The organism is Desulfovibrio sp. (assembly GCA_016208105.1).
In the GTDB taxonomy this organism is placed as follows: domain Bacteria; phylum Desulfobacterota; class Desulfovibrionia; order Desulfovibrionales; family Desulfovibrionaceae; genus Fundidesulfovibrio.
On the sequence record JACQYS010000004.1, the window covers coordinates 1 to 21,350 of the forward strand.

21 protein-coding genes and 2 pseudogenes are annotated in these 21,350 nt (G+C 57.8%); 2 read left to right on the forward strand and 21 right to left on the reverse strand.

What is annotated here, in order from left to right; all coding sequences use genetic code 11:
- Window positions 1-158: 158 nt before the first annotated feature.
- Both HY795_02385 and HY795_02390 read left to right on the forward strand, forming a co-directional pair.
- Window positions 159-704, forward strand: coding sequence for a recombinase family protein (locus HY795_02385; GenBank protein MBI4804065.1), 546 nt, complete (start codon window positions 159-161; stop codon window positions 702-704).
- 146 nt (window positions 705-850) lie between these two features.
- Window positions 851-1,483, forward strand: a complete 633-nt coding sequence (locus HY795_02390) for a ParA family protein (GenBank protein MBI4804066.1) — start codon at window positions 851-853, stop codon at window positions 1,481-1,483.
- Between the two features lie 236 nt (window positions 1,484-1,719).
- On the opposite strand, the gene HY795_02395 is transcribed toward HY795_02390, so the two are convergent.
- From HY795_02395 to HY795_02495, 21 genes and pseudogenes are all read right to left on the reverse strand, one after another.
- Window positions 1,720-3,033, reverse strand: coding sequence for a type II toxin-antitoxin system HipA family toxin (locus HY795_02395; protein ID MBI4804067.1), 1,314 nt, complete (start codon window positions 3,031-3,033; stop codon window positions 1,720-1,722).
- Complete coding sequence (locus tag HY795_02400; protein ID MBI4804068.1) at window positions 3,023-3,355, reverse strand: helix-turn-helix domain-containing protein; 333 nt, start codon at window positions 3,353-3,355, stop codon at window positions 3,023-3,025. The genes HY795_02395 and HY795_02400 overlap by 11 nt, the downstream gene beginning before the upstream one ends.
- Before the next feature lie 228 nt (window positions 3,356-3,583).
- Entirely contained in the window at window positions 3,584-3,787 is a 204-nt protein-coding gene (locus HY795_02405) for a hypothetical protein (GenBank protein ID MBI4804069.1), read from the reverse strand.
- 104 nt (window positions 3,788-3,891) lie between these two features.
- The gene (locus HY795_02410) at window positions 3,892-4,569 is read right to left on the reverse strand and encodes a tail fiber protein (GenBank protein MBI4804070.1); all 678 of its coding nucleotides are present in this window, start codon (window positions 4,567-4,569) and stop codon (window positions 3,892-3,894) included.
- Between the two features lie 148 nt (window positions 4,570-4,717).
- Window positions 4,718-5,243 (reverse strand): annotated as a pseudogene (locus HY795_02415) (hypothetical protein).
- Between the two features lie 11 nt (window positions 5,244-5,254).
- Window positions 5,255-5,878: a lytic transglycosylase domain-containing protein gene (locus HY795_02420; GenBank protein MBI4804071.1), complete on the reverse strand. Its 624-nt coding sequence runs from the start codon at window positions 5,876-5,878 to the stop codon at window positions 5,255-5,257.
- Window positions 5,857-7,338 carry a toprim domain-containing protein gene (locus tag HY795_02425; GenBank protein ID MBI4804072.1) on the reverse strand — a complete coding sequence of 494 codons (1,482 nt, stop codon included), beginning with the start codon at window positions 7,336-7,338 and terminating at the stop codon, window positions 5,857-5,859. Before HY795_02425 ends, HY795_02420 begins: the two co-directional genes overlap by 22 nt.
- A pseudogene (locus HY795_02430) lies at window positions 7,312-8,223 on the reverse strand (DUF1738 domain-containing protein). Before HY795_02430 ends, HY795_02425 begins: the two are co-directional and overlap by 27 nt.
- On the reverse strand, window positions 8,213-8,401 hold the full coding sequence (locus tag HY795_02435) for a hypothetical protein (protein ID MBI4804073.1): 189 nt from the start codon (window positions 8,399-8,401) through the stop codon (window positions 8,213-8,215). The pseudogene HY795_02430 and the gene HY795_02435 overlap by 11 nt, the downstream one beginning before the upstream one ends.
- Before the next feature lie 2 nt (window positions 8,402-8,403).
- Window positions 8,404-8,937, reverse strand: a complete 534-nt coding sequence (gene traF, locus HY795_02440; GenBank protein MBI4804074.1) for a conjugative transfer signal peptidase TraF — start codon at window positions 8,935-8,937, stop codon at window positions 8,404-8,406.
- Window positions 8,934-10,919, reverse strand: coding sequence for a type IV secretory system conjugative DNA transfer family protein (locus tag HY795_02445; protein MBI4804075.1), 1,986 nt, complete (start codon window positions 10,917-10,919; stop codon window positions 8,934-8,936). The genes traF and HY795_02445 overlap by 4 nt, the downstream gene beginning before the upstream one ends.
- A 67-nt stretch (window positions 10,920-10,986) precedes the next feature.
- A complete protein-coding gene (locus HY795_02450; protein ID MBI4804076.1) occupies window positions 10,987-12,186 on the reverse strand; it encodes a conjugal transfer protein TrbI in 1,200 nt (399 codons plus the stop codon).
- Window positions 12,187-12,188: 2 nt separating this feature from the next.
- Entirely contained in the window at window positions 12,189-13,301 is a 1,113-nt protein-coding gene (gene pilV, locus HY795_02455; protein ID MBI4804077.1) for a shufflon system plasmid conjugative transfer pilus tip adhesin PilV, read from the reverse strand.
- Window positions 13,302-13,304: 3 nt separating this feature from the next.
- Window positions 13,305-13,733 carry a type IV pilus biogenesis protein PilM gene (gene pilM / locus HY795_02460; protein MBI4804078.1) on the reverse strand — a complete coding sequence of 143 codons (429 nt, stop codon included), beginning with the start codon at window positions 13,731-13,733 and terminating at the stop codon, window positions 13,305-13,307.
- Window positions 13,730-14,800: a Flp pilus assembly complex ATPase component TadA gene (gene tadA, locus HY795_02465; protein MBI4804079.1), complete on the reverse strand. Its 1,071-nt coding sequence runs from the start codon at window positions 14,798-14,800 to the stop codon at window positions 13,730-13,732. The genes pilM and tadA (HY795_02465) overlap by 4 nt, the downstream gene beginning before the upstream one ends.
- A complete protein-coding gene (locus HY795_02470) occupies window positions 14,758-15,231 on the reverse strand; it encodes a pilus assembly protein PilS (GenBank protein ID MBI4804080.1) in 474 nt (157 codons plus the stop codon). The genes tadA (HY795_02465) and HY795_02470 overlap by 43 nt, the downstream gene beginning before the upstream one ends.
- Window positions 15,231-16,298 carry a type II secretion system F family protein gene (locus HY795_02475; protein MBI4804081.1) on the reverse strand — a complete coding sequence of 356 codons (1,068 nt, stop codon included), beginning with the start codon at window positions 16,296-16,298 and terminating at the stop codon, window positions 15,231-15,233. The genes HY795_02470 and HY795_02475 overlap by 1 nt, the downstream gene beginning before the upstream one ends.
- Window positions 16,295-17,833 (reverse strand): Flp pilus assembly complex ATPase component TadA, encoded by a 1,539-nt coding sequence (tadA, locus tag HY795_02480; protein MBI4804082.1) that lies wholly within the window; start codon window positions 17,831-17,833, stop codon window positions 16,295-16,297. Before tadA (HY795_02480) ends, HY795_02475 begins: the two co-directional genes overlap by 4 nt.
- Entirely contained in the window at window positions 17,824-18,486 is a 663-nt protein-coding gene (gene pilP, locus HY795_02485; GenBank protein MBI4804083.1) for a type IV pilus biogenesis protein PilP, read from the reverse strand. The genes tadA (HY795_02480) and pilP overlap by 10 nt, the downstream gene beginning before the upstream one ends.
- The gene (gene pilO2, locus HY795_02490) at window positions 18,470-19,726 is read right to left on the reverse strand and encodes a type 4b pilus protein PilO2 (GenBank protein MBI4804084.1); all 1,257 of its coding nucleotides are present in this window, start codon (window positions 19,724-19,726) and stop codon (window positions 18,470-18,472) included. Before pilO2 ends, pilP begins: the two co-directional genes overlap by 17 nt.
- On the reverse strand, window positions 19,727-21,349 hold the full coding sequence (locus tag HY795_02495; protein MBI4804085.1) for a pilus assembly protein: 1,623 nt from the start codon (window positions 21,347-21,349) through the stop codon (window positions 19,727-19,729).
- Between the last annotated feature and the right edge of the window lies 1 nt (window position 21,350).

The following is a 21,350-nucleotide window of genomic DNA, read 5'->3' on the forward strand; positions in this document are numbered from 1 at the left end:
GGCCTCATGCCTTTTAGCGTCCCAGCAAAAAGCGTTTTGGAATACAACACTAAAATGTTGAAATTCTATGCGTCAGGAAACGAGAAAGAGATGCAGCGTTTTTTTGAGCGCCAGTACGCCCGGGAGTATCCAGGATTTGAAATCGGCGGCGTAGGGCTTTGATCCTCGGCTACGCGCGAGTGTCCACTACCAAGCAGGAACTGGAGAGCCAGGTTAAACGCCTGGAATCTGCCGGGGCCACAAAAATCTTCACCGATGTCATGAGCGGGAAGCGTTTCGACCGCCCTGGCTTGGCCGAGATGATGGCTTTCGCCCGCGAAGGCGATACTCTTTGCGTTGTCCGTCTGGATCGGTTGGGACGCTCCATACGAGAACCTTTAGAGATCGTGGACCATTTCAAGACGCGGAAGGTGAACTTCAGATCCTTGGAAGAGCAACTGGATACAACCACGGCAGCAGGCTCACTGATCTTCCACGTCTTTGCCGCACTGACTGACTTTAAGCGCCGTCTTATAGCCGAACGCACTCGGGACGGTCTTGCCGTGGCCATGGCCATAGGCAACATGCCTGGAAGGCCCAAAATTGAGGGCGCCAAGATCGAGCAGGCCATTCGCCTCATTAATGAGGGACATACCAAGGCAGCAGCCGCCCGGGCTGCTGGTATCAGCCGCTCTACCCTGCTTCGTCGTCTCGAACAGACCTGATCCCATACGAGTTATGCTGTGGTGACCAACATTTCTGGGCACCAACAGCTTCTTCTCGTGCTTTTTTTGTTTGCTGTTTTTTGTGCTTTTGTGCTATTGTTTTTTCTTGATTGAATAAAAGCACATTAACCCGAAAGGACGAAAGCATGAAAACCATAGTTCTTGCCAGCCAGAAAGGAGGCGTAGGGAAGACCACCCTGGCCGCTCATCTGGCCGTGATGGCGGAGAGGGCCGGTGACGGGCCTTGCGTGCTGATCGACACGGACCCGCAGGCAAGCCTTGCTGCATGGTGGAACGGTCGAGAGGAAGAGACGCCTGTCTTCGCGCCAACCACCTTAAAGGAGCTTTCAGCCAAGCTGGAGGCTCTCGCCCTGGCCAAGTTCAAATTCGCCATCATCGACACTCCTCCGGCTATCACCGAATCGATCCGGACGGTTGTGGCGCTTGCGGACTTCGTTTTGATCCCGACCAGGCCGAGCCCCCATGACCTCCGGGCGGTTGGGTCCACCGTGGCGCTGGCCGCAGGGTCAAGGCGACCATTCGCATTCGCTCTGACCCAGGCCAAGGCAAATTCAAAGATCACTGTGCAGGCCATGGGCGCACTCTCCGAACATGGTGTTGTCGCCTCAGCGATCATCCATGACCGAGTTGATTTTGCCTCGTCCATGGTAGATGGGCGCACTGTCCTGGAAATTGATCCACGCAGTTGGCGACGATGCAACCCCAAGGCAACTGGAACAAACGAACACGACGGTAGCTCACTTGAATTTCACCGTTGATGCCAAATTTCGGCGACTCTTTAAGATGCGCGCAGCCGAGTCCGGCTTGAAGCTCAACGAGCTTCTGCGCCAGGCACTGGATGCCTGGGAAGAAAAGCAAAAAGCACATTAGCACGGAAAGACAAAAACTTGAGCTTCTTGGGGCGGCGATGCCGCCGACAAGATCCATCCATTCCCGAAGGGCAGCATGACTCTCTGTAGCGTCGGAGGGATACTTTCGGTCAATCTGAGGAGGATCATCGTTCCCGGCTATGGGCCAGCGATGGAAGTTCGCGTTCAGCCTGAATGAACCTGCAAGCGACTTCCTCGATATCTTTTGAGGACACTCCGAGTTCGGAAAAAAACTTCCGCCACTGTCTCGTTATGCTTAGCATATCGTTGAGTATGACTCGAGCTTCTTCGCGCCGCAGGCCAAAAGGCTCCGTCCAACTCAAAACATTCTCAAGAGTCGCTGCCTTTGGGTTCTGTTGGTTTCCGCAGGCAAGAGCGAGGTCATATTCGTTGGAGTTGTTGGCGATGTATGCCGGAGTGATATCATACGCTGGAGTAATGGCCACATGAGTACGCTCCACAAAAAAAGATTGCTGCTTTGGGTGGTCATCTCGGTTGGAGCAAAGAACGTTAAACGCCATTCTCTTGAACAACTCCCCGCCAACTTTGACGTTTCCATGACGCCGGGCATTTTCAGAAAGGTGTTGATAACTTTTCCAATCACCTTCTAGCGGCAGGTTCCCCAGTGTAAAACCTGACACAAAATGCTTTGGAATACCCTCATTGTCCCTGTCAAATCGCTGTACAAGAAGGACATCAATGTCATTTCCGACGTTGATTATCGATGTATTTGCAGCTTCAATTCCGCAGCGTTTGGCCAAGTTCATCGTGGCAAACTCTATTCTGGGGTCATTCCATGCATCACCAAGCTTGGAAAACTTGGCAATCCACTCCGCACCATCGTCAGAACGATAGAATGATTTTGGCCGACTGCCCCCTAAAGCCGAGAAGCTGAAAGCCATGGCTATCATGATCGGGTCAGAAAGCTCCTGCCGAAGCACTGGTAGCGTATCGTCCTGAGCGTGCTTCTCAACAAGCCGAACAAGACGAGCCATCTTCTCCAAGTCCGAAACAGGCCTCATGAGAGGCGGGCCGTCGTGCCAGTCCGCCATGGAACGCGGGCCAGAAGCGTCGGGCCCGAAAGCCAGGCCTCCGGTCCGTAGTGGCTCATGCACGGCGGTGAGCACTTCAAACGGGGTCATGGTGTCGGGATGGCGTGGCGCATAGATCGAGAGAATCTTCCGAGCCCAGGAGTCGGGCGAAGCATCCCGGAACACGTTCGGAAGACCTTCCTTGACGCGAAAAGTCAGGGACTCTTTGAGTCTTAGGGGCAACAAGACTGGGTCAAGGGGCACCGCGTCTTCACGCTCAAGATATCTGCGGCCATATCCAAAGATGTATTGATCCGTTTTTGGAATGTAGGTGAGCACTCCAGCCGGAACATATCCAACGCCGGTAAGCGAAACAAAAACGACCGCGTTTTCTCTGTCAGATGTCATAGAGTTTATCTTCTCCGTCCTTCTTTCTCACGTATTTAGGTAACGCATCCACGGCCAGGAGCGTTCCAAGTCGATCGTTTTGTGGATCAGCGAGCGCTCCCAGGTTCCCTTCCAGCTCCAGGACCCAAAGTACATGGGCCAGAACCCCAAGGGAAACTCCGGGGTGACCCTTTTCCAACCTCGTGATAGTGAGGCGGCTGGTAAAGGCTCTTTCAGCCACCTCTGCTGAGGTTATTCCTCGCCGCACTCGGGCAGCCCGGATATCTTGGCCAAGCTTGGCCAGGGCGTTCGCAGCTGAAGCAGGGAGGGCCTCTTTCGCCATTGTTCGCTTGCTCATGCATAATAAATAATACACATGGTCCGCTTCGTGCAATATTTATTATGTGTTTATTTCCACGAAACTAGCTCGACTGTCCCACCGGAAGCACCATGAGACACAATCCATCCTGAAACCTCAGGTCGCATGCCGTTGGGACAACTTCCGCCAGGTTTGCAAGTCGCAGGCAGGGAGCCTGACCGCCACCAATGAGCAAACCGTCTCATAATGGGGCTAACAGTAATGGATCTTCACGAGAGTCCAGTTCGCTCTCTCGCTGTTGGCCAAGTCCACCTGGCGCACGACGGTATCACCCGGAGGCAGTGCCTGACTGTCAGTGGAGTAAACTATGAACATGACCAGATCGACAGCATGGCCATCGTTCCGAACCTCGCGCAGCATCATTTCCGCGACCAGCAATTCATCGCCTGTAGTCATCTCCAAAAGCAAAAATGACCGACCGACCCTCAACTCTTCTAAAGCAAGGCACGGACCCTGAAATGCCCTCCACAAAGTATTTACAACCACAGGTACTCCTTCACTCAGAGGATCGCACGGATGAGATACCGCACCCTCGTGTGAACGGGCGCGGTTTCCGAACCACCACTGTAGGTTCCGGTTTGAGCGCTAACATAGGCCGTTCCCGTCAACGACCCGCTGTTGAGCGACCCGGAAATTGATCCACCTGCCGTTGAACGCGTTTCAGTGTTGTAGTTTGCACCAGTAACAGCACCCATACCGCCACCACCTGTGTAATCACCTCCTGTATTAACTACGGTCTGCGTAAACCAATATGTTTGGGGCGACGCCGATCCGCTCAAAGACGTCGAATTGAGCCCACCACTAACAGGCGCGTTTTGCCCAGGAACGGACACCGTATGTGACCTGATGGTGTCTGATACTTGAGTACCGACAAGCCCCGCCGTGGTTGTGCCGCGCAGGAATTGGCCATTATAGTTCGGGATGGGTTGGCCACCCAGGACAGCCCGCAGGCGGTCATAGGAGCTGCCAGCGGGAACGGCCTGACCGTTGCACTCAAGCCATTTGCCCATATCAGCAGGGTTGGAGCCAGATGGCCACGCGACCACCGTCCCCACGGCGATGGTGCTTTGGCTGGTGATAGCGACCGCCATCGGGTCGAAGCTGGTGGCATCGGCAGCCAAGGCAAGCTTGGGTATGGCCAACGCCAACAGCAGGAAGATCAAACGAAGTAGGCGCATCATTCCGCTCCCTCAAGCTTGCCGTTGTCGTCCGGGAAAGTAACCTTGCCATTTGGGAAGCCGGAGCATCCCCAGAAGTTGTATGCTCCTGGCCCGTCCTTGGTGCGGTGAGCCAGAGGTTTCTCGCACTCCGGGCATTTATAAGTGCTCAGAGTCGGTTTATCATTAGGCGCAAAGCCGGACTTTGCACCCTCTCTGTCGACTGTTTGCAACCGATGGCGAGAGAAAGGGGGACGGACACCATCTAGCCCACCAAGCCTGTCCAGCATCCGCCGTCTCTCCTGGGCCTCAATGAGGTTCCTGTCCAAGGCCCGGGATTGTTCCAAGGTCATTTTGACGGCCTCCTCCGTGATCTCCGAGAAGGTGATCCTTCTAGGATTCACCAGGCGCGGGGTGTCTTTCAGATGCCAAACTATGGTCTCTCCTTCGCGGTCGGGGTCCATGGCTAGGAAAACAGAGTCCGAGATTTATACCGCGCTGGCCAGCTTGGCCAAGACCGACTTGCCGCGCTCGATTGGGGCATACGACGGTCGGAAGTTTGGGGGGCTCACTCCTATGTCATACAGGGACAGATCGCGCACGTGTCCGACGCTGGCCTCCACTCTCCAGCCGCTGCCCAGGCCCCCCTGAATCTTCTTAACCTTGCCCGGCGATTCGACAATCAAAAGCTTCATGGCGTGCTACCTCATGATCCTTTCATTTCGTTGCTGGCCACTTCCCGGAACCGCTTCACCAGCATCGGCGAGGCGGAAGGACGCTGGGCAGCAATGGTTGGAGCAAAAGATGGAAGTGACGACGCTTCACCGCCAAGACGGCGAAGCACGGCAGCAGCATAAGCCCTGCCACGTTCGGGGTTGCGATCGACAGGGGTATGGTAGGAGGCGACTGCGCGCCAGTTCAGTCCATGACGCTTGATTTCCTTGCCGATAATCCAGACGCCCACCTGGATGTTTCCGGGAGGGTCCAGGATGACCTCTAGTGGCAGGCGGTAGCGTCTGATCCACCAGGAGTTAATCTGCATGACTCCCACATCGAAGGAGATGCCTGCGACCAGGGCCGCGCGGCTGATCGCTACGGCCTGCTCTTTCGTGGCGGGTCTGACTGTTCGCCCCGCGATGTTCAGAATCCACGGCTGCATCCCGGACTCTTGACCAGCGATGGCCAAGGCCAGAGCTCGCGGCACGCTGTAACGACCACATGGGGCGTCGAAAAGGCTGGCTAAGTCCTGGCCAGCCAGGGCTTGCCCGCACATCAGGAGGACGAAGACGGTACCGGCGAGGACTCGGATCACCTTACCATCCCCCGACATTTTTCCTTGGTCAGGCCTGTGGCGATCTGGCTTGTGACTTCATCAAGTCCACGGCTTTTATGGAGGTCGTTCCAGTCGGTGAGCCTCGCAGACATTTCCTCCTTGGTGAAGGCTGGCACGACAACACAACCACCTATCGCCTGAGCGGCCTGTTGGGCTTTCTCCACTCCGATGTTGCCATGCTCGCGGGCGTGGTCGTTGTCGGCGCAGATCGCGATCTTGGCCATGGGGAACTTTTCGCGCAAAGCCTTGGCCACGGGCTCAAGATTGCCTGCATCGAAGGCCACGGCAACGGGCTTGCACGTGGCCATGTGCAGGCTAACACCGGTAATGTATCCCTCGGTAAGAAGGATTTCCCCTTGCTCCAGCTTCTTTTCAGGGTCGATCAGGAAGAAGCAGCCCTTCTTTTCGCCGCTTGCCTGGAAACGCTTTTCACCGTCCCAGTCAATTTCCTGGACGTTCCGCAGAACGCCGTCGGCATTGAGAAGAGGAACCAGAAGAAGCATGCCGTCAGAGGATTCCTTGATGTCCCCAAGAGGCGGCACACCCTTGCTGAGAAGATAGGGGTTATTGATGGCCACCATGGGCCGGATGGGCGGTAGAGCCGCAAAATCCTGCTCACACCTCCGTGCCACGTCGTCTTGGAGCGCCTGGCGCTGACGCTCACGTTGCTGGCTACGCTGTTCAGCCTCCAGCTTCAGGGCTACTCTCTGTTCTTCTGTCAGCGTATGCCCTGTGGCCTTCCACTTGGTTTTTTCACCGGTCAGGTAGTTTTGATACCATCCTGCAGGACGGCCATCGAGGAAGCCTTGATAAGCCCCGTCGCGCGCCTGAGGTTTGCCGCCAAAAACTGGGACGCGGTGAATCTTGCCATCCATGACAGGGAGTTGGCCTTTGAGGTCAATCCCAGCATCGCGGAGCGCCTGAGCGAATTCAGAGAGAGGGTCTATGGTCTTGGCCTGGCTGGGAGCCTTGTCAGGGAACCAGGCTTTCAGCTTGGCCAGGTCGAGACCTTCCGGCGCGAACCAGAGTTTGGCCTCGGCGTCCCATTTGGCACCAGCAGCCTTGGCCAGGTTCTTTTCACGGAAGGGTACGGCCAGGAACACCTTCCCGGTGGCCGGTTGGGATGGCGCGGCGGGTTCCTTGGAGGGCTCGACATCACGGGCCATGGTGGTCGCTGCACCATCCCGAGACAGTTCCAAGGCATTCTTGAGAGCGGCAAAGGCATCGGCACGGGTGGGGAAGAATTTGTCCTTGAACTGCGCCAGGAGGCCATCGTTGTTCGGGATGGCGAACCACTCCTCCGGTTTGGACTGCATAACCATGTCCACGATGCCACCGGTCACGAGGTCCTTGTTCGTTGCCAGACCGCCGGGCCTGGATTCACTCCAGCCCTCGGGCAGGGTGTGGTTTGATGAAGCCAATTCCTGGCCTTTGCTGAGTTCCTGTTTCTGTTCCATGGTGAGCACGTATTGTTTGATCTTTTCGGCGTCCCGGCAGGCCCGGACGATTTCATAAGGGTCCTGCTCCAGCACCTTGATCCACGAATCCACGTAGGCCAGATGTTGGCCTGGGTCATAGCCGATGCCCATATCCTGGCCGAGCATCCATGATGCAATTTCGGCCCGGAGTTCTTCCTTGGCGTACACTTCCGAACCGAAAGGACCGAACTCGCGTCCCATGCGCGACTCATGGCCGGTCCAGTGACCGAGTTCATGCAGCGCCGTGGAGTAGTAATCGCCGGGGGTCTGGAAGCGATCCAGGGTAGGCAAGCTGATTTCATCCTTGGTGGGGCTGTAGAAAGCCCGATTGCGCTGGTTGTGTTTGATGACCGCGCCGGAATTGCGAAGGATGGCTTCCGCCTTCTCATTCGGGTCCCAACCCCGGATGAGCGTGGAGGGGTCCAAGGGGGGAACGTCGCCCTCAAGCTGGCTGACATGGAAAACGGAAGAAAAGCGAGCCATCGGCCTAGCCAGCTCCACCTTGTTCACCACCTGGTTGCCGTCGCCATCGAGCACCGGTTTGCCGGTGTCATCCAAGGAGGGTTCTTCCTTGGTGAACTGCCAGAAGACGATAGCCTGTGATTTTTCGCCCTTGCGAACACGGCAGTCCAGCGAGTTGGCCTGCTTGAGCGTCATCCAGCGGGGATCGGCATACCCTTTGCGGGAGAGCATGAGCCTGTTGATGCCGCTGTAGACCGTGCCAGAAACGGGGTTCATTGGTGAATGGAGTTCACCTGGCTGCCAGGGTTTCTGCCACGGCGCGGCCCCGGTTTTGAGATCTTCGATGATCTGCGCGGCGAACACCTGGTGGACCGGTTTGCGCACGGTTGCATCATTCGACATTATTGACGCCCTCATCTCCGGCGACCATATCCTCCAGGTCGTCAGATCCGACGGCCAGTTCCTCGAAGGCTCCCATGAACTCCGCAACCTCGGGATCGACAGGGATTCCCAACCCCGGATTTTCCATGGCCTGAACGTCCACCGCACGGGCGGCTGCCATCAAATACTCCTTGTCCACGATCATCCTCCTATGGGTTCAAAGACTCGCACTGGTTTCACCTTCTGAAGTGACGCCAACGGCAACAGACCAAAATACCGACCGTCGAAACCGCCGGGATGTTCACGAGAAAGGATCAAGACCATTCCTTCAGGAATCCGGCCTGGAGAAAGGGTGGTAGAAATCGGCATGGGCCGATCCAGGCTGTCCGTGGAGGCGCTCATGCTTTGCTGCATCATCCGGCCATTGACGCGAATACCCTCCGGCCCCACATCCAAAAGATCGCCGGGAAGGCCCGCTACCACCTTGAGGAGGGGCTCGTTGCCGTCAGGACAGGAGCCAGAGCGCAGATAGCCTCGGTCGAGGGCCAAGGAGGCGAAGGGTTCAATGGCCAGACAGACGCTGACCAGGTCGCCGCGATCAATGCCAGGATTGCCGGGAACGAGCTGATAAATGCCCTTGGGCATGGAGGGCGTGCCGTTGAAGCGATACCCTTGCTGAAAGAGAAAGAAACCAGAACAGACCAGCAGGAGCAGAATCCAGAGGAGGCGCTTCATTTCGATCCCCCCTGCTTCTTCAGGTAATCCGCGTAGGAGCGCCCTTCAGGCTTTTCTTTGTCCCGGCCAGCGGCGTCCGGGCTTTTCACGGGACAGAGGGAATCAGATTTGGCGGGAGCCCCCATCTTGGCCCGCTCGGAGAATGTGGGATCAAGGAAGAACAGATTCTGTCGACCGTAGATCGGTGAGCGCCCGGCAACGAAAATGAGCATGTCACCCGGTTTCTTGGCCTTGTCGCCCTTTTTCTGGAGACCGGGCAGACGCATGCATTCGTCGGGCGTCAAGAGCGCCCTGGCTGTTTCAGAAACGCTGACCGAGGCGTTTTTCAAATGACCGCAACGTGAGCCGGATACGGAGGTCTTCTGGGTCAAGACCGTGGTCTTGCCCGTCATCTCCGACAATTCCTTGGCCGTTTCCAGAGTGTTCGGCGCGTAGGCGATGCGGATATGGCAGTTGCCCTTAATGCCGTTCTCTTTCCCGTAAGTCTCATTGAGCTGCTCGACGTTCTGGATGACGAGCAAGTAGCTGATCCCGTATCCCGCCGCATAGGCGATGGACTTGTTGACGATCTCCATCTTCCCGATGGACGTGAACTCATCCAGGAGCATCAGCAGCCGACGGTTGGGCTTCTTCTGTTCGCCGTTCTCGAACTCCATGCGTTCGCAGATGCGGGAGATGATGAGGTTGAGTATGAGGCGGACCAGTGGTCGCAGCCGGTTGACGTCAGCCGGGCTCATGACCAGGTACAGGTCCACCGGAACCTCATGATTCATGAGATCATGAACTCGGAAATCCGAGCGGGATGTGTTCATGGCCACGACCGGGTCACGATAGAGCGCCAGGTTGACCAGGGCAGTGGAGACGACGCCGGAACCTTCGTTCCCGGCCTTGTTGAGCATTTCCCTGGCAGAACTGGCGATGAACAAGTGGATATGCTCGCCGCCAGTGGCCCCGTTGGGGAAGCATTCCTTGACGAGGGCCGCATGCTCCGTTTCGAGCATCTCCTGGAGCAGCTCCTCGATGGTGCGGTTTTCATCAGCGAGCATGTTCCCGAGGTCGTGGAGGGTGGCGGTTCGTTTTTGCCGATGGCGCACCATGACAAGGCAATGGAGGAGCACCCCGGCAATGAAGGCGAATCCTGCCTTGCTCCAATGGTCCTGAAGGCCCTTGCCTTCCGGGTCCACGATCATGGTGGCGATGTTCTGGACATCCGGTATGGCCTGGAGGGTGTCCAGCCGTACCTCTTCAAGCGGATTGAAGCAGGCGCTGATTCCACTGGAGTCGGAAGGGTCAAACCGTAGAACCGTATGCCCAAGGGATTGGCGGTAACGTGAGGTCAGAGCCCAGTTCTCGCCTTTGATGTCCAGGCTCACCGTCGAGCCGGGATAGGAAAGGAGGGTTGGGATGATGATGCCCACGCCCTTGCCGGATCGTGTGGGCGCATACAGGAGCATGTGTTCCGGCCCATCATGGCGAAGGTAGCAGTGAGCCCAGGCTGGCCGGAGACGAAGCCACAGCCGGATCGCCTGCCAGCCATGGAACTGTTTGACCCATCCGCCGACATAAACGCCACGGCCTTCCAGAAGGCCCATTTCGGAAATTTCTTCTTCCGCCGCCCAATGGGCCGAGCCGTGCAGGTCAGTGCGCCCCTTGGGCTTTCGCGCGCTCATCAGGGCGTAGCCGAGAATGAGCATCTGCGGGACCATGAACAGCATCTGGCCATGGAACACCGTCCGGCGCACAGCTTCATGCTGGCTCCCTAGCTGATGCCAGGTGATTATTTTCCAGGGGGCGTACCAGACCGTACCGAAAGCGGACATCCAAGGCAGGCCCAAGGCAGGCTGGTACGCGAAGTACGCGGCGACCTGTTGTGTGGCCAGACTCAGACTGGCCAGGGCCAGGAGCAGGGAAAACAGCAGATACCCCCAGCGAAGGGCGGCTTTCTTCCGTCCAGGATCGCCGAGGCCGTACTGATTTTGCATGAAAACTATCTTCCTTGTTTCCGTTGTTGTTTGCTATCTTGCTTTCTTGTTTTTGTTCTTACGTGCTTTAGTTCTCGCGATAGGGCTCCCGGAAAACCAGGTCTTTGGTAACGACGACGTTGAAACGGTATCCGGGCCGGATTTCGAGCGTGGGCTTGATGTTCATGCCCTTGGAGAGGACTTGGGCCGTCGTCTGGCCCAACTGAGCGGCCAGGGAGGAAGCCATTTGCTGCTGAAGTGAAGGGGAAGCGTTGCTGGTGACGCCGGTGTTTGGCGTCACGGAGTCCACGGCCCAGGATGTGCCGCCGGTGATGAGGGACATCAACAGTGCATTGCCGAAGATGCGGAAGTAGTGGTTGTTCACCTCGTCGCTGAAGCCGCTGTATCCAGCGGCATCGGTCCCCGGCATGGATTCGAGAGTGATGGCCGAGCCGTCGGGAAAGATAATCCTGTTCCAGGCCACCAGCACACGGGACTGGCCATAGATGATTCTGGAATCGTAGACGCCGTAGAGCTTGGAGCCCTGAGGGATGAGCAGGTAACGGCCATCGGCTGTGTCGTAGACGTTCTGGCTTACCAGGGCGACGAGTTGGCCAGGGAGGTCGGAGTTGATACCCCCGATCATCGCGGAAGGGATGATCGAGCCCGTCTTGACCTCGAATGGATGCCCGGCCATGCGAACGCTCGAGGACAGCCATTGCCGGTCAGAAGCCTTGGAACGGTCGAAGAAGCCTTCCTTGTCCTTGTCAGCCGCAGGGTTGTAATCACCCTGGGCCATGCCCGAGAGGCCAGGACGATCAGCGGGAGCATTGGAAGAACGAGCCTCGCCATCCTTGGCTGCGATTTGCACCACTCCGGCCTTGTCCGGCGCAGTATCCTTGTCTTTTCCTTTGCGGACAGTCAGTGGCGAAGAAAGGGCAGCCATGGCAGCCTGATGTTTCTGTCTTCTCAGGTCTTCTCTTTCCCGACGCAGCTCAGGCGGTTCACTACTCGTGACCACGACGATCTGGGGCTGTTCGTCCTTCTTCTGTTCCACTGGCGCGGGAGGAGGCGTCGCCAATCCCATGCCGCCAGCATCGCTCACCAAAGGCTTGTCATCGCGCGTGATGATCGTCGGTTTAGCTTTGTCCTCCTTCCTGCCCTTGTCAGAGAAGTGGAGGGAGTAGACCAGAGCCCCAATGACCATCAGGATGGCGGCAGCGCCTGCAATGAGCGGCCACTTCCGCATTCTCTCTGTTTGCACGAGTACATTCGGATCGTTCGACATCTTCAGCTTCCTTTGGCGCAAGTGGTACAGACGATGATGCGGCCATAGTCCGACATAGGATTGACCCAGCCCAGGTTATCGTCAGTGGTCAAAAGCCGTAGATTCACGCGCCATTGTGTCGGATTGAGGCTGGTGGCCCAGGCCTGAAACGCAGTCAGCGGAGGAGCTTCGGCACCAGCGGCGGAGATGGAGGGCGCAACGAAAATCTCAGGAACGGTATTGCTACCCGGCGGGCAGACGGGTTTCTCAATGACATCGCCATCCCTGGCCAGTGTGGCGTTTTTGAACAACGTGCTGTTGCCGGTGTCGGCCAGGACTTCCATCTTGCCGTTGCGGCAGATATAGAGCCCCTGGTTGGCATCGAGGAAAACCCTTCCTTCCACGGAAGCATCGCAGGTTTCGGAGCCAAAAATCCGGGGAGTAAACTGGATTTCCTGGACGCTGCGGATGGCATGATCCGTCATGTCCAGTTCCGTCTGCATGGCGTTGAGTTCAGGATGCCCAGGTACCGAGACGCGGTAGAGGAAATCCTGGCCAAGGCTTGAACTGTCGAAGGTGGCCAGCGCCCCGAGGTGGCCAGCACCTGGGGATGCGATTCCCACGCTGGCCAGGTCAAGAACCCAGCCGCCGAAAGCTCCGCGAAGCGTCCCGGATGCTTGCCCAGGGATATCCCCCGTGGGTATGAACCCGCCTGATCCTCCAGCCATGGCGGCAGCAGAGGGTACGATGGCCGTGCCGAATTTGGGCTTGCTGGCATCGTGGCCACGGCCACCTGTGGTCAGGATCACGGCCTGAAGGGAATTCGACGACGGTTGGCGGAAATGAATCTGATACGTCTGGCCCCAGACATTGCTTCCTTGGAAAGCCGCCTGGAGGATACTCTCCGCGACAAGCGGAGCCGTATCGATCACAGGCCCGCTGGTTGGCGTTGTCTGGCCCAGCAAAGTCGTCTGGTGCTTGCGCACATAAGCGGCAGTTGCCCGGCTTACCTGGCCAAGCTGATCCGCAGCCTGGCGCTTCTCCAGTTCGTTGGAGCCCATCACCCAGAGGTTGGCCAGGGACGGCAGTAGTATGAACATGACCCCCATCGCGGCGACTACTTCAATGAGCTTCATGGATTAATTCACCCTCACCACGCTGACGAGGTTTCCTTCGGGAACAAAGGTCGGCACGGGAGTCGTGCCCCCGTGTTCGGGTTCCAGTTTGCCGCCGTCGGCCCGGCCAACTGCCTGGCTCCCCCAGAAGAGGGTGCGTGTGGCCTCGATTTCCCCGGATGAGGCCGGGCCCCAAACGTAGAGGCAACCAGCCTCGATACGGGCCTTCCAGGGCCGCATCATCGTCCAGCCAGTGGGAAGGTTCAGAGAAGAAGAGGCAACGTCTCCAGGCGTCTTGTGACCATTGAAGACGTAGAGATAGACCTCGTTGCGGAAAACGCCGTAGTTCACCGCGATTGCCTGAGCCTGCTGTTCGTCTATGGAGTCCATGCTGACAAACCGCATCATGGCCATGACGCCCATGAGGAATGCGAGTACGACAAGGGCCTTCATACCGCCTTGAGCCCCTTATCCACGAACAGATTGCGTTGCTGGCGCATGTCGTCGCCCAAGGTATGAAGTTGATTGTCCCGAAGCTTCGCCCTGATTCCTTTCATGCGGCTGGAGGCATCAGTGGACTGCCCATCGTAAGGGAAGGGCAACAGAAGGAACTGAGGTACTTTCTGCAATCTCTCCTCGCATTCCAAATCCTGGAAGATGATGCCCAGAAGGGAATTGGCCAGGTTCTCGCAGGCATTGGCTCCATCAATCTCCTGAGCCCAGTTGATGAGGCGCTCTAGAGCCGCCAGCACGTCAAAGCCGTGGATGGTGGCCACCACAAGTTGTTGGCGCGAACCGAGCGCCACGCGCAAGGATTCAATGGCCGCGTACTTCGTGTGAATCTCCCCGATGAAGATCACGTTCGGGCTGGCATAGAGATGAGCCCGTTCAATGTGCGCGGCCAGCTCATGCTCTCCATGGATTTCCGTCTGGAAGCAGTAGCCGTGTTCCCCCCAGCTTCCGCCCAGAGGCAGTTCAGCCGGGTTCTCGAAAGTTACCCCGTGGCCGCCAAATAATTTGAGCCTAGCGGCCACCAGGGCGCTGGCCGTGGTCGTCTTGCCGCTGGCCTGAGCACCGGCGACAAGGACTAGGCCGTGACACTGCCGAGCCATGAGAAACCACTCACACAGGAAAGGAGGAAGCCCCAGCGACCACAGGTCGGGTACTGCGGCAGGTAGGCGGCGCAAGAACCAAGTTCGGCCACCATCAACATCCTGGAAGTCTGCAACCCGATAATGCACTCCGCCGTGCTGAAATCGGATCGTGGTACGGCTGATCCGCATGCCAGATGTCGGGTCGAGCTGTCTCATGGACAAAAAGGCGTCCATGAGCTTCTTGGGCAGATCACTTATTTCCTCTGTGCATTTGGCGGGCAGAGGAATAAGTTGTTGCCCGGTTTCCGGGCATCCCTTGAGCTTCGCGGACCCGTCTGGGAGAATGAGGAGGTCGGAAAACGTCAGGTCCGACAACACCACTACTACCTCGCCGTGAAGGTGATCGTGTTCGTTGCTGAGGCACACGCAGCCACGATGTCGGCGACTGTCCCCCCCGTCACGTCCGTGCCATTGACGTTCACCGACAACCAAGCGTCCGTTTGAAATTTAGCCAGCTTGGTGCATTCATCCTGAGGGATAGATGTCAAGGTAATCGAAAAGGCAGACGTGCCATTGACTGGTGCAAGGGTAATATCGCCACCGAAGGAATTTCTAAGGCTGGAGCCTTTGATAAAGGGTTTGGGAACCAACCCCGCTTGGAGTGCTAGGGCATTATCCAGGCCGGTATAGTCGGAGCTGCCGGAGAACATCTGCTGAACCTGCATCCGCAGGGTGATGAGGTTCTGTTCCGTCTCGCCCAGCTTGGACGAGCTGAAGGCGGAATTTAGGCCGAGCGCGGCCCCGGCCAGGATGATCAGTCCAACCAGAATGGCACCAAGGGTTTCAAGAAGCGTCATCAGAATCCTCCAGAAGGCAGAAGTTGAGATTGCATAGAGCCGATGGCACCCGCGATGAGGCTGACCAAGCCAGTCAAAGCGATTATTGCCGCGATGTTGAGCACCCTTGCCTGCTGCTTCACGAGTTCAACGCCATCGTTCATCCATTCGGCTGCAAGTTCGTGCATCCTGAGATGGAAGCTGGGCAGGGAAGCGTACACACGCAGATCATCGACCATTTCCGAATCGGGGAATTCCATCCCGCAGTCGTGCAGGGCTTCGCCGAAGTTCTTGCCCGTACCCGTCTCCAGGGAAATGGCCAGGATGCGCTCTCGAAGATATGCGGGGATGCGGTCGGAATTGAGCATACTCTCCAGGATATGCGTTAACTGCATGCCCGAGCGCATGAGCGTTGAGACGGTGAACAGCCACACGCAGCCAACGGTCAGCCTGTAGATGGACCATGGAGGCAGGTTTTCCACCAGAAGCCGGAATCTTCCGGTCCATACGGCCAGGGTCAGTAGAGATGTGGACAGAGAGCCCAGGAGAACCAGAAGGGCCACTATCCCCATGTGTGAGGTCACGAACGAGGTCGTCTTGTACAGGATCGCCGCCGCGCCGTGCCATGAGGACGGGTCCGAAAGCATGGCGAATTTCGGCATCACCACGATGGACACGACCAGAAGCAGCACCACGATCATGGCCGACAGGAAGGCTGGATACGCCAAGGCGGAAGCCACGGCCCGCAGGATGGCTCGTCTGGCAGTCAGCAGACTGGCAGCCAGTTCAAGACCCTCGGGCAACTTGCCGGAACGTTGGCCGGAGCTTATGAGCATGATCTCTTCCGGTGTGGCGTATTCCGTCAGGCAGGCCCCAAGGCTATGTCCGAGTCCAAGGTACTCGAGTATCCGGGAATAGACTTTGGCAGAGGGCGAACGCCGTAATGACGCCCGATGCTGCATCTGGCGCAGACTTTGATCCAGGTTGAGCCCATGGCGGGTTTGAGCCGCCAGCTTTTTCCAAGTCCGCATGCGCACGGACGCATTGAAGCTCAGGCGGTGCATGAAGTTGGAAAAGACCCCCATCATGACCGCCCTCCCTGCATGAAGACCTGAGTGAAGTTGAGAGGCACTCCCAGGCGTTCTTCAGCGATGTAAGGGTCCACCAGCCCAGACTTGATCAGATTGACGGCATGCTGGACGTAGCTCTCGCCCCCCTTTTCCTTGACCCAGTATTCGTGGGCCCGGGGAATATTGCCCTCGCGCAGGTAGCCCAGCATTTCCTGATCCGTGGCGATGATCTCCGCCGCCACAGTCTGTCCGACCAAACCCCGTTTGCTGCATTCGGCGCAGCCTTCACCACGAACATAGACGCCCTCGCGGTCATCAAGAACGCGGCTAAGGCGGTCTTGAACATCCTCGGGGACGTAATGGCTCCTCTCCTCCGGCTTCAGATCAAGCAGACGAACCTTGCACGTGGGACACAACACCGGAATGAGGCGCTGGTATTCCAGCCCGGCTAGTACGTTGTGGTCGCAAAGCTGCTCCAACGGGTTTCGGAAATGCGTGGCCAGGGTGCTGACCATGCGCGCGATGATGCCGAAGGCGTTGTTGGCGTGGATTGTCGCCCACACCGCATGGCCGGTGAGCGCCGCGTCGATGGCGGCTATAGCCGCTTCAGTATAGCGAATTTCTCCGATCATCAGCACGTCAGGATCGGAGCGCATGGCACCCGCGATGGCATCCCGGTAAGCGTCCGCACGCCTCGCCTTGACGTTGCTCGAAATCAGCACTTGGCGCACGCCTTTGAGCGGATACTCGGGGGGGTCCTCGATCGAAAAGTACGCTTTCTCGGGGTTCCGTTCGACTTGGGCCTCCATGACATGCTTGAGCAGGGTGGATTTCCCATGTCCGGTGGGACCTGAGATGATGGTCAACCCGGTCCGCCGGGTTAAGTACTGGGCGGTATTGCACTGTTCGGCGGTGAACCCGAGCCTAGCCATGCGCTCGGTCAGGGTTCCCGTGGCTGAGGTGGAGTCGTAAAGCAGTCGCAAGGACATGGACGTGCCCACGCCGTCCAGAGCCAAGGTGCACTCCACCGGTTCACTGTGCACGCGCACTGAATGCACCAGGGAAGGCAGATAGTCCCGTTTGGCTATCCGACCGTCCTGGCGCTCCGAAGGGCTGAAACATGTGTCCGCAGACAGGCTGAAATACCCGTAAAGACAGGAGATGACTAAACGACCAAAATCACCATCAAGCTGGGTATAATCCGTAAGCATGCCGAGAATTCGGAACCGGATCATGGTGTAAGGGCCGAAGTCGATGATATGAATGTCTGTCGCCCCTGACAGATATGCCTTCATCAGCAGATCGATGGCGAACTGCTGGACTTCATTGTCTCCCTGCCCGATGCGGGAAGCCAAGTTGGCATATTTCCCATCAAATTCCTGCGGGGGATGAAATTCGTAGGTCACGATGCCGCGCCGTCGCATGTTGCCGACGAAGGACACCATTTCCAGGTTGCCCCGCAATTCAGCGCTCATGTGCAGCATGCCATCCAACAAGGCGACTCGGCCTCGCATGGACTCCGGTACGCCCTCAACAAAGGAGTTCAGTTCCATGACACCTCCTGCGCGAAAGCCAGGATCGTGAATGTGTGGCCACGGCGGATGGAAACCCCCCGCCGATCGATGGTGCTGACCACGCCACCGGAGAAACGATCTCCGGGCCGCAGTGACACCAACTGCCCCGAGCCCAGCCGGACATTCGCGGTGGATCGTCCATCCACTCCCTGGATGGAGACCACCACCGGGGAAACATCCTTGGCTTTCGGAACCAGAGTGGACTTGGGCAACTCGGGCAAAGCGATGGCCTGCGGCTGTACAGGAGCCGCCTTGGGCTGGATCTTTTCGCGCTCCTGCGCGATTGCGGCCTTGATTCGAATTTCTTCGAGCTGCGCCCGGAGGGTGGTTATCACTCCCAGATTTCCGGCCACAGGAATGGGAGATTCAGCCTTGGAACTCGTTTCGCCTTGGGCATTGGCCGTCGAAGTCTCGGGCGGCTTGAATTGCATCTCTTGAGACGATGGAGTTGGAGCGTCCTTGCCAGGCTTGACGGCGGGCGTTTTAGGAGCCTTCGAGGAGGACTGTGGTATGGGAGGCGGCGTTGGGGACATCCACTGACTTACAGCCAGCGACCCCATGTAAATCAGGGATACAACTGCAAAACCACCACCCATGACCCAGATGATACGTTTGTTATCGAGAAATCGCATAGATAGCCCCTTTGAACGTCCAGGAGCCTTTCTCCTGGACCATGCTGTCCAACATGAGCCCTGGCATTTTGGTGAACGCCTCGGGCAATGACCCATCCAGAACAACCGCAGCTGGCACGTCGCTGAGTTCCCATTGGCCGCGTAACCAGGGACACACCACCTCCACGTCCTCAATGACCATCTTCTCCTGCGCATGGAACGTCAGCTTGAGGCGGGCTCCCATCGCATGTGTGCAAGCGTAGAAGCGCTTCGTGCAGTCCTCGCGCGGAAACAGGGAGGGCGTTCCCTGGAGCCGAGAGACTTTGGGAACCGGGACGCGAGAGATGGCCTTTTGCGGATTCTCAAGACGCGCTCCAAGGGGCAAATGGGTATAATCTGCCCCAGGGCGATGCCCCCAGGAAGCGTTGACGGCCTGGCCGTCAAAGGTCGCTCCTTCCAGGACCCAGCCGCTGGCCACCATGGGCAAGGACAGCATGGTCTTGAGTCCTGCCTGGATGGTCTCCCTCATGTCAGGTGCGGCAATCCAAGGCCGTTGAAAGTGCTGCTCGGGGTTGGTCAGGATTTCCCGACGGCGCTGTTCCTTGTTGAGCATGGCCGCGCGAGTGGCTTCCACGGCCTTCTTCCCGGCCTGATGCTCCAGGAAAAGCTTCAGGCCATGGACTCCGGCCAGCAGCAGAAGGACAGCGACGGTCGCGACAACTTTGTTGCGCTGTTGAGCCGGAACAGGGTGCAAGGGGGTTAGGGAACCCCCGCTCCTGCTCGGCAGCGCGAATAGAATTGAGGGTACGAGGGGGGAGAGCCATTTGAGACTTTCTTCAACAGTTTCACAGATCACGGATTCCTCGAAATCTGTGTCCAACAGGCCGCGCAGAGATTGAATCGAAGCTTCTGCGTCCTCCCGTGTCGCGAAGACCTGGTCGCCCATGCCCACCACGATCGACTGGGACATGGCAAACACCCACCAGAATTGGCCCTCGGCATCTTCCAGGCAGAACAGTCCCACGAACGAGGGGGAAGCTACCTGTATCGAAGAGGCCAAGGCGCGCACGCCGCGCCAGGCCTGGAAGTCGCCCTGGCTCGCGCCGAAGGCGTACTGACGCTGCCGGAAAGCAACCATGTCCACGGAAGGGCCTTCTTTCCGGGCAGTCCGCCTCAGTTCCGGTATGCCCAACTTCTGGTTGTTCAAATTCCACTGGAGGCCGACAGCCCAGTTCCTATTATGGAGTGAGACGCGGCGCATCTAAACCTCGGCTGATTCCACCTGGATGGTGATCACCAGCAACGTTCTGCCGTACTGGGTCTTCCTCGCGGTGGTCGGTATGCCGATGGACGTGTTTGAATCACGCGATTCCTTCTCGAATCCGCACAGCACCAGCGTCTGACCCATCTTCATCGTGGAACGTTGGGAGAAGGCGCGCGTTGAAGTCTGCGGCAATTGAATCGTGATGTCTGAGGTCTTGATCTCGCTCATCTCTTCGAGAGCTGACAGATTGATATTGTACTGAAGGATCACCCTGCGTTGATCCAGGATGTGCGGGATCACGGTCATGCTGAAACCGGTAGTGACCTCTCCGGGAGTCAGTTCCGTTGTCTGGTTGAAATTGGTCGTAGAGGTTCCCGCGCTGGCCAGATAAGCGCGACGCTCGATCGCCATGACCGGCACCGGCTGGTTGCTCATCACGAGCCCGCCTGCCGACGTGACCTGAGACGCCTTTCCCCATTGACGCAATGCCTTAAGCATGGCCCCCGAGCCCTTGAGCTTGCCGGAGACGATGGTGGCCGCAGCCGTGTTGACGCTCCCGATGTTGGCCAGGTTGCCTGCCACCACGGAGATGTCCTTGTCCTCGAAAAGAGCCTGGAGGTTGAAGCCGACATCCGTGTTGTCGGAGATGTTCAATGCCCAGACCTGGACCGTAAGGGCCACTTGGCGGGAGATGCGGCTGTTCAACTCTTCAATGTAGGAGGCCACGCGCCGCAGAGAGTCAGGCGTATCCCGAACGGTGATCGTACCCGCAGCCTGGTTGCTGACCACAGCGCCCTTGGGAGAGATCAGCGCCTTCACTTCTTTTTCCGTATCCGCCCAGATGTCGAAGGAAAGGCTGGTTCCGGTGGATTGGGCAGTCTGCGAAGAAGTGTCCGCCGTAGAGACCGTCTGGTTCACCCGTGATCCACCGATGCTGGACGCGGCGGATTCCTTGGATTTGTTCGTCAACTTGTTTTCGTACGTGACCTTTCCGGGAGCACCCAGCAGGGTGAACGTCTTGACCATCATCCGCGCGAAAAGAATGTTTCCGCTGTTGGAGTCGTAATCCCAGCCGTAACCGGAGATCATGGCCACCTGATCGAGCAGACCCCGCAAGGTTCCCTCGTATGAGATCGTCAGCTGCCTGCCATCGCTTTTCGAGCCTCCCGAACCACCTGCGGAACCCCCTGGAACAGCCAGGAGGGCTTCCAGTTCCATGTTGACGCCAGGGGGAGAAACGGGCGCAGCAGGAGCGGAAGGCGCGGAATGTCCTTGGTCCGAATTTGATGCTGTAGGACCGCTCTTTTTCCCCGATTCGTCCGGGTCGGAAGCAACCTGGACCGGGAGCGATACGAGTTCGCTGATTGAGGCCGCTATCGCGGGCAGTGATCCCGTGCGCCGAAGCGTCACATGCTTGTTCAGGATAGGGTTGGCGCTGGCGCGGAGCGGCATGGCCTTCGCCCCCAGATATGGTTCCGGCGTTACATCCACGGTACGAGCCCGGCTTTGATCGCGGAACTTCTCGCCCTGTTGCTCTACGGAATCCATTTGAGTGATCTTCTTGGCGCATCCTCCAGCGGCGAGAACCAGGGCGAGCAACAAAAATATCCATCTCGACATT